The organism is Rhodococcus sp. FG69 (assembly GCF_057808915.1).
The window spans coordinates 1-14,040 of record NZ_JBMDIX010000018.1 but is presented as its reverse complement, the minus strand read 5'-3'; the positions used below and the strand labels follow the sequence as shown (position 1 = coordinate 14,040).

Sequence of the window (14,040 nt, the reverse complement as noted above, 5' to 3'; positions counted from 1 at the left end):
AGCCTCCCGAGTTGCAATCGGCTTCCTGCGCGCACCCACCGAGCGTGCCAAGATAAGCGCGATGTTCGACCCACGCAATTCGCCCGCAGAGTGGGCCCGAGAACGTTCGAGCACATCGACGGTCAATCCTGAGCAGAGGACTCGTTGAGAGCGCAAGACGACGCAGCCTGGTATGCCCGTCTGCCGGATAATCGCGCAACGCATCTGCGCGGGGTCGATGGACACAGAATCGCAGCATCCCTCGATCCTCTTCCGGACGACGCCCCAGCCGTGGCGACAATCCACATCGCCGATGTCGATTCGCAGAGTGGCGTGGTCACCACGATCCTCGATGGCATCGAAACTGCAGTCCTCGAAGCGTTCCCAGCGTGGCTCCCGGGTGGTGAACATGTAGAAGGGCCCAACCGACTCGACCTTCTCGCCGCGCAGAAGTTGTCGCTCGACCTCGCATCCACATCGGACCATTTCGGGCCTTTCGTGATCGCGATGTCGCAGGCTGCGCTTCTCGGCAGGCCGATCGGTCGCAGGTTCATCGACCAGACTCGCGCCGAGGGCCTACGACGGCTACTTGCCGAGACCTACCACCGTCGGTCGGTTGCCCTGGTGGTGAGCATGGAGGCCGGTCAGAGTCGCTACCAGCAGTCGCAATTGGTCGCAGGGTGCGTGTGGCTGGCCGTTCATGGCGGGTTCGCGGTGTGGATCGTGAGTCCAGACGACTTCGACTCGGATCACATCCGTTCTGTCGACATATCGATCGCCGGGCCGTACGGAACCTCCCCGAGCATCCGTCGCGTACACATTCCCGCACTGGCAGGTCGACCACACCCAGGAAGCACTGCAGAGAAGAAGCTCGAACGCGCACTCGCGAGCTGCGAGTGGGCATTCGGGAGGGAGTGGAATCGACCGTTCCAAGCATCCCCTCTGCATGAGGCCATCGTGGTGGATCTGAGATGGCCGGCGGAAAAGTGCGTCATCGAGGTCGATGGCGACGATCACCGTCACCCGATCAAATTCGCGCGGGACCGGCAACGAGACGTCGTGCTGCAGCTGGACGGGTACGCCGTTCTGCGCTTCACCAACGCACAGATCATCGACGACGTAGCGGCTGTAGTCTCCGCTATCGAGACGTACATCAGGAACAAGCGGGACTCGGCGTCCCGCACTGCACAAATCGAAGGGACACCCCGTGGCGAGTGACGAACTGACCGGCACCGAGAGACTCGTACTCCTGGTGCTCATGGCTCAGGCCGAGGAGACGTCGAACACTCGACTCAAGGAACTAGGTCCAGAACTGAAGAAAGATCAAAGGACGCGTCTGAATGACCTTCGGTTGATCGAGACCGACTACAGCAGGAAGCCAATGGTTCACTCCCTCACCGACAAGGGGTGGGCCGAGTGCGCCAAGGAACTCAAGAGCGGGCCACCCCCGCGCGCTACACCGCAAGCAAGGGGAATGTACGCGATTCTTGCTGGGCTCCAGCGATACCTCGACCGTGATGATCTGCGCCTGTCCGACCTCTTTCGTGCACAAAAGCCCGCGACGCTCGAGCCCACCACGCAGCAACCGACGCCAGTCGCCCCCGCGGCACCTCCAACAATGCCAGCGAACATAGAAGCCAGAGTTCGAGAAGCGTATTCGCGCTTGGCCGACCGCAAGGGTGAACTGATCGCTATCCAGTTGATCCGTGAGAAGCTGACCGACATACCCAAACCGAAGTTGGACCGAGCGTTGGGCGATATGTATCGGATCGACGACGTAGTTCTTATCGCACAGGAAAACCAGAAGGACCTCACCGAAGCGGTACGGAAGGGGTCGATCACCATCGCCGGTCGACCGGTTCACTTGATTGCGATCGAGGGCTGATGAACGATCTCGAACGGAAAGCCCTGAGATCGATCCGACTCAACTGGGCTCCAACCCCGGACGATGTGTGGCGTTCGCAGTCCGAACTTCATGCCCACTCGCTCCATGACTCAGCATTGACTCTGATCATGGAGGCGTTCGACGACGCCGACGCAAGCTCGGACGCAAGTCCGATCGGCGTCGCGATGCGAGGCGAAGCCGGCTCAGGCAAGACTCACCTGCTTGGGCAGGTTCGTGAACGTGTGCAGAATTCCGGAGGGTATTTCTTCCTGATCGGGCTACTCGATTCGACGACGTTCTGGCAAACGACTCTGGTTGGAATGCTCGATGATTTGACCCGGCCGGCACCCGAGCAAGACACGCAGCTGAAGTTGTTCTTGTGGCGACTTGCGTCGACCGCACATATCAGTCGCGCAGAGCGACGAGCAATAATCGGTGAAGACAAGCTGACACCCGAAACTCTGGACAAGTTCGTTGGTTCCGTCCACGCGATACATCCACGCCTGATCAAGCAAAGCCAGTCGACACTTCGCGCTCTGACGATCTACGCGACAACAGATTTGGCCGTGCACGATATCGGCAATGCCTTCCTTCAGTCGATCGACGAAGTAACAGTTGGCGCGCGGACGACATGGGGAATACAAACCGCCAGCCTGACACCACAGCAAGTCGTTCGGGACATATCACGGTTGCTGGCAGCAACGGGCCCGTCGGTCCTAGCCGTGGATCAAATCGATACGCTTCTCGCGCAGTCTCGCTCATCGTCCGACGGATCGATCGGTGCTGAGCACGAGACCGATCTTGTTCTCGAGCAAGTTGCGCACGGATTGATGGCACTCCGCGAGAATCTGGGTCGCACTGCCTCGGTTGTGGCATGCCTGCCAAGTGTGTGGGAACTCGTTCAATCCCGCGCAACGCGCACAGTCTCCGACCGCTTCCGGGTTACACCACCGCTGAAAGGACTACCCAAAGCCTCGATCGCCGAAGAGATTCTGGAAAGGCGCTTTCAGCCGAAGTACAGCGGCATCGGCTTCGAACCGCCGTACCCGACATGGCCGGTAGCGAAGGCTGCGTTCGACACAGCAGAGGGAATAACGCCCCGACAGCTGATGATCAACGTGGACAAGCACATACGCCGCTGTCTCGAAACCAACTCGGTTGTCGAGCTGACAGATCTTCTTGGTGACAACGAGCACGTGACCGTCGATCCTGGCAACGAGTCAGAACTAGTTCTACTCGACGCGCGGTTCGATGAATTCCGCAAGGAAGCGGTCACCAACCTCCCGACGAGCCATAAGTTCGAGGACAAGCTGATCCCGCCGCTACTGTCGGCAGGACTTACTGCATGGATCAAGGAACTCGGAGACATCGGCGACGCATTTTCGCTCGACAACCTGCCGAGCGCGAAGCCCGCCCTCCATGCACGGCTGCGCCAGAAGCTCGACCCCGCAACAGAAGACGAGCAGCATTGGGCGTTTCGGGCCATCGCGTCGGAAAGCGCAGTTGCAGTACTGAATCGACTTCGGGCCGCGTGTACGACCGCTGGGCTTCACACCGGAATATCGCGTCGGAAGCTATTCGTCATCCGGAACGTTGCGTGGTCGAAGGGGCCGAAGACTGCCCAGGCGGTCAACGAATTCCAACAGGCCGGTGGCCGCACTCTGAGCATCACCGAGGACGAACTAGCATCACTGTCAGCGCTGAACAATATGTTGGACGACGGCTCACCGCTGCTCGACGCGTGGCTGACGTCCCGCCAGCCAGCACATCGAATCAAGGTACTGCTCGATGCACTAGAGGACCAGACAGACTCCGAGTCAGGATTATTCACGGTTTCAGAACCCGGACCCGACGTCACAACCGAGGAGCACGAGGGGCAGCCGCCTCTTGCCGAACCCGAACTCGTCATCGACCCCCGCGCTGTCCCGCTCGGCGGGTTGCTCGAAGGAGATGGAAAACTCCACGTAGACCTGGAAGCCCTCCGCAAGCACACTGCAATCTTTGCCGGCTCGGGCTCGGGCAAGACTGTCTTGATCAGACGCCTTGTAGAGGAGTGCGCACTGCGCGGGGTGTCCGCAATCGTGCTGGACCCCAACAATGATCTGGCCCGCCTCGGTATCGCATGGCCCACTCCTCCTCCGCATTGGGACAACGCGGAGGTGAACAGGGCCGCGGATTACCACGCGAACACCGAAGTCGTCGTGTGGACTCCCAGACGATCAGCCGGTCGACCCATCAGCTTCCAACCTTTACCCGACTTCACCAGCGTCGTGGACTTCCCGGACGAGTTCAGCGAAGCAATCGACTCAGCTGTCGCGACGCTCGCACCACGGGCGCTCATATCCGGCAAGACCGCCAAAGCCAGCCAGGCGACCGCAGTTCTACGCCAAACCCTCGAACACTTCGGACGAAACTCCGGCAGCAGTCTCGTCCAGTTGATCGATCTCTTGTCCGAGTTGCCGGACTACATAAGCGATCTCGAGAACTCCGAGAAGATCGCGGCCGACATAGCGCAGAATCTGCGGGCTTCGATGGTGAACGATCCCATGTTCGGAGGAGAGGGAACACCGGTCGACCCGGGTCTGCTCCTGACCCCCTCGGCAGGAAAGCGTGCGCGAATCTCGGTCATCAGTATGGTCGGTCTGCCCTCGGACGAGCAGCGACAGAGTTTCGTCAACCAACTACAGATGGCATTGTTCGCGTGGATCAAGAAGAACCCGGCGGGCGAGAAGCCACTGGGTGGTCTGTTCGTCATGGACGAAGCGCAGACCCTGGCGCCGTCCGGCGCAATGACCGCGTGCACGCAGAGCACTCTTGCGCTCGCATCTCAGGCTCGCAAGTACGGACTCGGCCTTGTCTTCGCAACCCAGGCTCCCAAGGGTTTGAACAACCGGATCCCAGGCAATGCGGCGACCCAATTCTTTGGGTTCCTCAACAGCCCAGTGCAAATCGATGCTGCGAAAGAGATGGCGCAGGCCAAGGGGAGTTCGGCAACCGATATCGGGCGGCTGAAGACCGGCCAGTTCTACGCGGCAGTCGAGGGCGAAGGGTTCAACAAGATCCAGGCCCCGCTGTGCCTGAGCTACCACCCCAAAAGCCCCCTCACATCGGAGGAAGTGATCGAGCTGGCGCACCGCCCGATCGACCCACGCGCCTAGGCGACGGCCCTCGACCGATGTAGAAACGAGCGCGAATCGGTCGGCGCTTGTGCCAGACTCGATGCCATGGATTCGAACTCCGTCGAGATCACGGTCGTCGGTCAGGGCTGGGCCGCGTACCCACCCGAGCGGTGCGCAGTGTCGCTCGCCGTCCGATCGGACGGCCGGACAGCAGAGGCGGCGGCCGAGCCGGCGCACCGACTCGTCAAGGAACTCGCCGGGTTGATCGATCCGCTGTACAACCCGTCCGACGGCCCGATCGACGCCTGGTCGCTGGATCAGGTTCGGCACTCACGCAACCGGCCGTTCAATCACGACGGTGACCAACTCCCCTACGTCTACCAAGCCCTCGCCACGATCGAGGTGAAGTTCAGCCAGATCGATGTCGTCGACGCCTTCGTATACGCCGTCTCTGCACTCGACGGGGTGGACATCGAACATTTCGATTGGACGTTGACGGAGGACAGCGCAGCGGAGAAGAGGCGGCATGTACGCACGCTTGCCGTTCAGGATGCCGTCGAGAAAGCCGAGGCGTACGCCCAGAGCGTCGGGCGTACTGCAATCACGGCTCTAGCGATCGCCGATCCTGGATTGCTAGGAGTTGCTGCCGCACATCAGGAGTACGCCATGACCGCTCGCGCCTACAAGACCGCGGACGACGGGTTCGAGCTGAAGCCTCGGGACATCACGATGCGCACGGAAGTTCACGCGAGGTTTGCCGCGAGCTGACCCCGTGAGTGCGGGTTCTCGCCAACAGTGCCCGTCGAGAGCGAGATTTCGCAGCGGTCCTCCTCAGCGCGAGAGACTACACACGTGCTTCTCAGCGGCCTCCACTATCGGTGCAGCCCAGCGCTCTCCGTCGGAGGAGCCGTACGTCTCCCCTAGCGCCGAGGTGACTTCTTCGACAGCCTCGTCGTCGTTCAAGTTCTGTTGGTCCCTGGTCTCGCAGTAGCCGGGAATGTAGATGCCCAGCGCAAATACTTCGTTGACCGTTGTTCCGAAACCCTTCCCGTACAGGTCTTCGAACAGTTCCGTCATTCCCGGTGTCTCTTGGAATCCCGCTCGCGCCTCCAGCACGTCGCGGCTGACCCCCTCCGAGGAGTCGGTGGTACTTGATTGTTGCGCATCGGTCCCGCAGCCGCTCAGTAGAAAAGCACAGACCATGGCACCTACTATTGCCTTCTTCATTGCTGTCTCCGTTCGGCATTCATTGCACACTTATTGGACAAGAGCTGCCACGCCGTAGGCCGCTGCTGCGACCGCGGCTGCAGCGGGCAATGTGATGATCCACGCGACCAGCATGTTGCCCGCCGTCCCCCACCGCACCGCAGTAGTGCGTTTTGTCGCGCCCACGCCCATGATTGCGGAGGATATGACATGAGTCGTGGAGACCGGCGCGCCCAGTCCTATCGAGGCAACGTACAGCACGGACGACGCTGTTGCCTCGGCAGCGAATCCCTGCGGCGGGTCGAGTTCGATGATCTTCCTGCCCAATGTCCGCATGATTCGTATGCCGCCGGTTGCGGTACCGAGTGCGAGGACGAATGCGGTGAGGAAATAGCACCAGAGCGGGATCGAGTAGTCGTCCTGATACCCCGACACCACCAGGGCGAGCACGACGATGCCCATGGTCTTTGCGGCGTCCTGCATACCGTGGCCGAAAGCCATGGCGGCAGCGGATACCGTTTGTGCTCGACGGAATCCACGGCTGGTGGCACTCGGCGAGGACCGCCGGAACAACCACAAGATCGTCACCATGGCCGCGCCACCGAGCACGAACCCGACGATGGGCGAGACGATCATTGGCAAAATCACTTTGCTGGCGACACCGTCCCACAGCACCGTCATTCCGCCGGCAAGCGCGGCCCCGACCATCCCACCGACGAGCGCGTGCGACGACGAGGAGGGCAGGCCGAACCACCAGGTGATCAAATTCCAGCAGACTGCGCCGATCAAGGCACATGCGACCACGAGCAGGGCATCGGGGCTGACCTCGAGCGAGATGATCCCTTCACCCACCGTCGCTGCGACTTTGGCTCCGAAGAAGGACCCGATCAAGTTACCTACCGCGGCCATGGCGAGCGCAGTTCGTAGAGTGAGCGCGCGGGTGGAGACAGAAGTGGCAATGGCATTCGCCGAGTCGTGGAAGCCATTGGTGAAGCTGAAGGCCATCGCGAGGGTGACGACCAGAATGAGTGCAACCACCTCGCGACTCACGTCTCTTTCAGCACGATGGATTCGATAACGTGCGCGACCTTCTCGAAAGCGTCAGCAGCGTCTTCGAGCTCATCACCGACGTCCTTGAGTTTCATAACCGTCAGGGCGTCGAATCTGCCGCCGAAGAGGTCCGCCAGGAACGTTCGATAGGAGGCGTCCGCCCGGTTCTCGAGCTCATTGATCTCGATCCAGTAGCGTTCGAGATCCTTCATCGACGCCAGCCTCGGCATCGCATCTGCGGTCACCTTGGCTGATACGTCGAGAATGTCGATCATGTCGTGCAGCTGAGGGGTCAGCTCGTCGATGCGGTAGAGCGAAAGCAGTTGCGTCGCTGCATCCATATGATCCATGACGTCATCCAGACTCGACCCGAGTATGTAGATGTCGGTGCGGTCGAACGGTGTGATGAAGCTCGAATTCAGAGTGCGAAAAAGGTCGTGGGTGACGCTGTCCGCATCGTGCTCGAGATCGGCCATGCGCTGAGCGATCGCGTCGAATGCTGGTTCAGGATCGTGCAATTCGGTAAGCGTCTTGGCACCCGTCGCCAGCAGTTGAGCGGACGAATTGAACAGGTCGTAGAACAGGGCCGACTTGGGCTTGAATCGAGCGAACATCGAAATCTCCTGGTGAGTAACGGAGTTCAGCGGCGAGCTGTGGCATAGGGTTCGAGTAGATCGGCGGGAACTCGATAATCGGCATCGGCCGGAAGCACAAGTTCGGGTGCACCGGCGCGTGACCGCGGAGCCATCTCGAATGCCTCGATCGACTGACAGTACTTCGAAATCCTGATCACCGACATGTTCAACCGAGCAGTCATATCGGTCACCCAGTACGGGACTCGTTCGTTCGCCTTGATTTCCAGAATCGCAAGTTTCGGCGGAATGATGAAGCGGTTCTGGGCACCGGAGTTGAAACGGAAGTCGCGGTCGCGTCCATGTACCTTGTGATCGATCGTGACACGCAGGCCGAGGTCGGCCTCGCGGCCGACGTAGGCTTCGCGAAGGTAACCGGTGGTCACCATGGGCCGCAGGTCGAGATTCGCGATCAATGTACTGACCTCGTTGACGAACGGTCGCTGACTAGGGTCGCAGTCGATCTCTTCACGGCCATTGAGCCATCGTTGAGAAACTTCGTAGGGCAACGAAATTCGACGCTTCTGCGTCACCCTGTTGACACGCTGCTTGATTTCGATCTGAACCGGTGTGTCGTCGTCGCATTCGGACGGCGCGCCGTACAGCCGCACCCGAACCTTCCGTCGAAACTTCAGGCCTTCGATCTTTTCCCAGTAGAACCGCAGGTCGGTGGTGTCGTAATACAGCGAGGTCACCGGGTATCCGCCCTTGGGAGAGAACGGATCGGTGTCCATCCGCGCCACCAGTTCCTCGCGTAGCTGAGGTACATCGGCTTCAGCGACGAAGTACTTGATCTCGTACCGATTGAACGAGTGCAGTTTGCTGGCGGTCTGCTGATAGCCGGTAGGTTCGGTAGTCAGATCTTCCGGTGTCGCACCCTCTTTTTCCAATGCGGCTTTGGGACGAAACTTGTCGAACAAACTCATCGTCGTTCCTTTCCTTCGGTGGGTGTGGCTGCATGTGTCGGGGTGACTATCGGGCGGGCGACATGACCTGGATCGGAGGCAGCTCGACGTCACCGCCGGATTCCTCGGCACCGTCAGCCTCGGACGCAATCAACAGATCGCCGCCATCGGTGAATGCAACGGCCTCGCCTTGCGGCTGATCCGGTCCGTCGAGTACGGCAAATGGGGTACCGGTAAATGCCCCGGCAGCGTCGCCCTGAGCAATGTCGAACAGGAAGAGTTCCTTCTTCGTGCGCAACGCACCCGTCCTACCTACCGCGTCGATCGCAGCACCGGTTATGGGACGACTCTTTCCGTCTGCGGCGGTAGCAGAAACCGTTCCTGCCTGCACGAGCACGATGGGCTCGACGAGGCCGCTGGGGTTCGTGGTCACGGGAGGCGTTTGCGCCCCGGTTGTGTACACCACCGCGCTGCCGCCATCGGCAACCTTCGTCACCAGCACGGGATGCCCGGCAGGAGTGAGGACGAATGCCTCCACATCGTGAGCACCATCCGGGTAGGACAGCGGAACTGACGTACGCGCACCGGTGTCGACATCGACCCCGATCAGCGCGACCGTGTCCCGCTCGCTGTCGTTGTCACCGGTGTCTGCAAGCCACACGATTCCGTCGCGATCGACTGCGATGTCTTCGACGTCGACCGTCTCGACCCCGATGTCGATCCATCGTGTCACTTGGCAATCGCGGTTCAACTCGGCGAGCCGATCGTCACTCCCGCGATCACCGATCGCATATCCCGTATCCCCTTGCCACACAAGCCCGGATAGCTCGGCCAGGCCTGTGTCGTCGGGTGTGCACCAATCACCGAATCCCGCAGCGGGGTCGGTGCCGGGCATCGAACACCCAGAGACGAGCAAGGTTGCGGAGGCCCCACACGCAGCCAGGGTTCTTCGAACCGCTCGGCCCCGAAAGTTCACCTTGGTTTCGCCGACTCGCCATTCCAGCGAGCGCCTACGTCCACCAGCCGGGCGCAGCATTGGCTCATGAACGGTCAACCTTCTCTTCCCCAGTTGTTGGTGGCTACCGGCGCCGCGCGCACGTTGTCGCAGGCGGCCGCGTACGTCATGGAGGGCATGGTCCTGGTCAACGGAATGCCGTTGCGCGACCCGCGTCGTGAGGTCTCCCCCGCTGACGTTTTGACCCTGCGCTGATAGCCCTCTGTCGTTCACGACGTTCCCGTAACGACGGCATCATCGACGAGCGAGTCGGTTCGCAGCTGCAACCGAGTCTTCAGCTCAGCAGCATCAGCGTCGATCTCCTCCTGGGTAAGTGACTCCGAGGTCGGAACTGACGCTGCCACCTCGTCGACGACGTCAAGCACCTTACCGCTTGCCCACAAATCGTTGTATAGCGTGCGGTACGCAGAGTCGTACTCGTCGGTGAACGCTGCGGACTCCAAGAACCGGTCCTTGAGCGAATTTCCGAACATCGCACCACCCTCCGGCATTCCTTCGGGCATCTCCATCCCCTCTGGCGGTGTGAATCCCTCCGGCATCTCGCCCATCCCACCACCGCCCGCTCCCCCGCCAGGACCGATCGATATTTCGTCGTGCGCACCCTCGGTGGCGTCCGTCTTGAGTGCCAGGTTGAGATCCCACGAGATGAACGAGAACTTCTTGGTGTCCAAGTCGTAGTAGAGGTAGAAGTTCTTTCCAGGACCACCCATGTCGTCGCCGTTGCCCAGTAGATTCTGCAGCGCCAAGTAGCTCGCCAACGAGTCGACGTCGACATAGTCGGCCAAGTGAGCGTCGAACTCGGCTTGGTCGGCCCCGTCGAGCCACTTCAGCAACGTGATGATCGGCTGCAGATCCGCAGTACCGAGGGCATTGATCTGGGTGTACTGCTCGGCATAGGTCGTCTGGTCATCGCCTTGGTACGAGAAGTCCGAGTCGGCACTGGCTTTGTACAGCACCCCATCTCCGTCCTCGATGGAGTTGGCGTAGGCATCGTCCGGCGCAACGACCAGGAGTCGAGTGGTCTCCACTGAGCCGTTCACCGAGTACGTGGTGTACGTGAAGTCCTGGGTAGTCTGCCCCGACTCGTCGGTGATCGCCAACGACACTGCCTCGTTCAACGCCGGTGTGTACGGCCTAAGCGACAATGTGGTGTGACCTTGGTACGCGCGCCCTTCGCTGAACTCCGCGAAATCGATCAGGAACGGAAGATCTTCGGGCTCATCGAAGCTCAGCGGTTCACCGAACATGTCCATCCCGCCGGCCTGGCCTGCACCGGCGTTGGCGCCCGCTTCGGCACCGGTCTCGGATGGCACGGCGGTTTCGGCCTCGGCAGGAGCGCCAGCCTCCGCCTCCGCAGGAGCCCCGGCCTCCGCCTCCGCAGGAGCCCCGGCCTCCGCCTCGGCGGGAGCTTCGGTACCCGTCGCGGCAGCGCCGCCCATCCCGCCCATCCCGCCCGGCATCGTGCCGTCGTCGGTGCTGAGGGTGGCGAGGGTCGAGTTGCCTTTCAACCGAACACCGACATCGGTAATGAGCGTCCCGTCGATGGTGATGTCGGCGGGTACCGATTCCTTGACACCCTCGTTCTGGAACGAGTCTTTCAGCGTCTGATAGTCGCCGTCGGAAATATCGACCGTGATCGTGTGCGAGACAGTGGGATCGAATAGATCGACCGTCCCCTGGACGTTCTCGGTGATCTCGGACGCGATCACCGTTGCATCGCCGGTGATGTACGGACGTATCTTTGTCGACCCGAACACGGTCGCCATCACCACGACGAACGCCATGAGGGCGGCAGCGATCTTCCAATGCTGTCGCAGTGTTCGAGGAAGTCGGTGGACGAGCCTCCGCCTGAAGGTTGTCGGGACCGGGGGCAGCTTGGTGTTCGGGTCGGCCATGATCAGATGTCCGTCTGGTCGTATCCGGTCAAGACGGATACTCGTTGTCCGGTATTGACTTCACTGAGGGCAGCGATCAACTCCCCGGGTTTCTTTCCGGACTTGAGTTGCGCCGTGTAATACAACTCGGTCAATGCACCCGATCTCACCGATTCCGTACTGACCAGCTCGAACTCCTTGCAGTAGCTGATCAGTACGTCTTCGACCAGCTTCGAGTAGTCCGCATCCGGCGGCACCTGAACCTTGACGACCTGACGCTGAACGTCGAGCTTGAACCAGTTGAACTTGCTCATCACGACCATCACCAGGCAGATCGCGATGGTAGCGGCGATGGCCAGGAGGTAGAAGCGCGTTCCTGTGGCCATGCCTATGGCCATGACCAGAAAGATGAAACCGACGTCGCGGGTTTCCTTGATCGCGTTTCGGAATCTGACGACCGACAGCGCACCGACCAGAGCGAATGCGCGGGCGACGTTGGACCCGACCACCAACATGATCAGGCTGATCACCATGCCGACCACGACGAGGGTCTGCACGTACGATTGACTGTAGGAAACGTTCTTGTGGGTGAGTCGGTAGACGTAGCCGATAATGGCCGAGAGAACGAACGACAATGTCAGAGACACCACTATGTCGAACGTCGAGAACGTTCCGCTCAGGTCTTGAATATTGAAATTCATCGCATTCCGTTCGAGTTGTTCCGAGTTTTGCACCGACGCACACGGGCCCAGATGCACCCATGCGTTGGTTGTCCAGTTGGCTTCTGTTCACCGATTGTTCGGCTGCAGTTCACTATAAGGACCGTTTCGTCACGATCCCCATGTCTGCGCCTGGCAGTTTCCTGCCAGTTTTGACAACTACTACCAGAGGTTTACCCTGCGCCGGAAACGCGAAATTGCCGATGCCCGAGAGGACATCGACGGAAGCAACTCAGTATTGAAAAGCCATGCGTGAGGATCTATTCCGCAGGTTCCCCGCCCGAATTCTCATCACAGACGCTCAGTCGACGGGGACCTTCTGCGCACACAACAACGACGGCAGAATCACTTCGTCGATGATTCTCGATCGGTATCCCGAATCGAGCGGCTCTGATCCGGTCAGAGGGCCCGTCATAACGGCACTGAATACCATGTATTGGAGAAAATCGGCCGATGAAGGCCGTTCTGGTAATTCACCGCGCGCAACAGCCCGCATCACAACAGTTTCCAGAAAGCGGGCTTCAGGCTCCAGCATTGTTCTACGTACAGCTTCGGCGAGATGCGGATCGACCATCACCGCGTGATGAATCGCGGCCGCCAAGCGCGAATCATGCTCCGCTCCCTCCGCCACCCGGTCCATAAGGGTGATCAGATCACCCCGAAGACCACCGGTATCGATGTCGAGAAACGGCGGAGGTCCTACCGACTCGATTGCCGCGACCACCATTTCGGCCTTGCTCGACCACCGGCGGTACAGAGTCGCCTTGCTGCATTGCGCACGCTCGGCCACTAGGTCCATCGACAGCAGGTCGTACCCGACATCGCCGAGGGACATCAACACAGCCCGCAGCAATTCGCCTTCACGCTCGGCACTGATCCTCGACCGACGCGGGGCACCTTCGACGGCCCTCATCAACCATCCCCCTTATCGAATCGAAACAGTTTCGTACCGTTAACAGCGTAGACGCTACCAGAAGATATGCCAACTGAGCGCTGCACGTGCACTGCCTTCGGTTCGCGGCCTCGCACACGGTGGCTACGCGATGTCCGCGCGTTGGCACGGTTCGCGATAGGTCTCCATTTCGGGAGCGACACATACGCACGTGGTCGCCGATACTGCGATGAGGGGCGGCTCGGGTTGGTCGCGTGGAACCTCGCACAGCTGACCGACGTCATCCGCGGCGGTCATCGCGCGTTGGTTTTCAGTCGGTTCACGAAGTTTCTAGGCCAGATCCGCGACCGGCTAGAGGCAGAGGGAATCGTGCTCACCTACCTAGACGGTCCTACCCGTAGTCGCGAGCAAGCCGTTAAATGGAGCTGAAAGCGAAAGAGACCGAACTGTTCATCAGCGTCACGGACGAAGGCAACGCACTTTCGGGAGGACTGACGGTCGACGACATCCGCACTCTGCTGGAATGAGTCCTGGGGTGTGCTGATCTGGTCCCCCGTCGTGCGTGGTGGAGTGCTGGTGCCGGGAGTTGGAACTGTTTTTGTGGACTTGGCACTGGTTCTCGGAGGTTGATAGGGTGCTGGCTCGGCCGGGTGGGGAATGCAGAACACCCCCGGCCACGGTGTGGTCGGGGGTATTCGGGATTGTGAAGTTGTGTTCGGCGGTGTCCTACTCTCCCACACCCTGTCGAGTGCAGTACCATCGGC

The 14,040-nt window shown here is 60.4% G+C and carries 13 protein-coding genes; 5 read left to right on the top strand and 8 right to left on the bottom strand.

What is annotated here, in order from left to right:
* Positions 1-144: 144 nt before the first annotated feature.
* From ACODSO_RS15390 to ACODSO_RS15375, 4 genes are all read left to right on the top strand, one after another.
* Positions 145-1,197 carry an endonuclease domain-containing protein gene (locus ACODSO_RS15390; protein ID WP_489037612.1) on the top strand — a complete coding sequence of 351 codons (1,053 nt, stop codon included), beginning with the start codon at positions 145-147 and terminating at the stop codon, positions 1,195-1,197.
* Entirely contained in the window at positions 1,187-1,864 is a 678-nt protein-coding gene (locus ACODSO_RS15385) for a hypothetical protein (RefSeq protein WP_489037611.1), read from the top strand. Before ACODSO_RS15390 ends, ACODSO_RS15385 begins: the two co-directional genes overlap by 11 nt.
* A complete protein-coding gene (locus ACODSO_RS15380; RefSeq protein ID WP_489037610.1) occupies positions 1,864-5,022 on the top strand; it encodes an ATP-binding protein in 3,159 nt (1,052 codons plus the stop codon). Before ACODSO_RS15385 ends, ACODSO_RS15380 begins: the two co-directional genes overlap by 1 nt.
* A 66-nt stretch (positions 5,023-5,088) precedes the next feature.
* The gene (locus ACODSO_RS15375) at positions 5,089-5,751 is read left to right on the top strand and encodes an SIMPL domain-containing protein (protein WP_489037609.1); all 663 of its coding nucleotides are present in this window, start codon (positions 5,089-5,091) and stop codon (positions 5,749-5,751) included.
* A 63-nt stretch (positions 5,752-5,814) separates the two neighbouring features.
* On the opposite strand, the gene ACODSO_RS15370 is transcribed toward ACODSO_RS15375, so the two are convergent.
* From ACODSO_RS15370 to ACODSO_RS15350, 5 genes are read right to left on the bottom strand one after another with little or no spacing between them, the layout of a single operon-like run.
* A complete protein-coding gene (locus tag ACODSO_RS15370; RefSeq protein WP_489037608.1) occupies positions 5,815-6,210 on the bottom strand; it encodes a hypothetical protein in 396 nt (131 codons plus the stop codon).
* Positions 6,211-6,240: 30 nt separating this feature from the next.
* On the bottom strand, positions 6,241-7,239 hold the full coding sequence (locus tag ACODSO_RS15365; protein ID WP_489037607.1) for an inorganic phosphate transporter: 999 nt from the start codon (positions 7,237-7,239) through the stop codon (positions 6,241-6,243).
* Positions 7,236-7,853, bottom strand: a complete 618-nt coding sequence (locus ACODSO_RS15360) for a DUF47 domain-containing protein (protein WP_489037606.1) — start codon at positions 7,851-7,853, stop codon at positions 7,236-7,238. The genes ACODSO_RS15365 and ACODSO_RS15360 overlap by 4 nt, the downstream gene beginning before the upstream one ends.
* Positions 7,854-7,879: 26 nt before the next feature.
* On the bottom strand, positions 7,880-8,797 hold the full coding sequence (locus tag ACODSO_RS15355) for a polyphosphate polymerase domain-containing protein (RefSeq protein WP_489037605.1): 918 nt from the start codon (positions 8,795-8,797) through the stop codon (positions 7,880-7,882).
* Positions 8,798-8,843: 46 nt separating this feature from the next.
* Complete coding sequence (locus ACODSO_RS15350; RefSeq protein ID WP_489037604.1) at positions 8,844-9,671, bottom strand: hypothetical protein; 828 nt, start codon at positions 9,669-9,671, stop codon at positions 8,844-8,846.
* 147 nt (positions 9,672-9,818) lie between these two features.
* Between ACODSO_RS15350 and ACODSO_RS15345 the strand changes: the two genes are divergently transcribed.
* Positions 9,819-9,986, top strand: a complete 168-nt coding sequence (locus ACODSO_RS15345; RefSeq protein WP_489037603.1) for a S4 domain-containing protein — start codon at positions 9,819-9,821, stop codon at positions 9,984-9,986.
* A 14-nt stretch (positions 9,987-10,000) separates the two neighbouring features.
* On the opposite strand, the gene ACODSO_RS15340 is transcribed toward ACODSO_RS15345, so the two are convergent.
* The 3 genes from ACODSO_RS15340 to ACODSO_RS15330 form a co-directional block, all read right to left on the bottom strand.
* Positions 10,001-11,686 carry a CotH kinase family protein gene (locus ACODSO_RS15340; RefSeq protein ID WP_489037602.1) on the bottom strand — a complete coding sequence of 562 codons (1,686 nt, stop codon included), beginning with the start codon at positions 11,684-11,686 and terminating at the stop codon, positions 10,001-10,003.
* A gap of 2 nt (positions 11,687-11,688) precedes the next feature.
* Positions 11,689-12,366: a DUF4956 domain-containing protein gene (locus ACODSO_RS15335; RefSeq protein ID WP_068377200.1), complete on the bottom strand. Its 678-nt coding sequence runs from the start codon at positions 12,364-12,366 to the stop codon at positions 11,689-11,691.
* A gap of 319 nt (positions 12,367-12,685) precedes the next feature.
* Complete coding sequence (locus ACODSO_RS15330) at positions 12,686-13,297, bottom strand: TetR/AcrR family transcriptional regulator (RefSeq protein ID WP_489037601.1); 612 nt, start codon at positions 13,295-13,297, stop codon at positions 12,686-12,688.
* Positions 13,298-14,040: the final 743 nt, after the last annotated feature.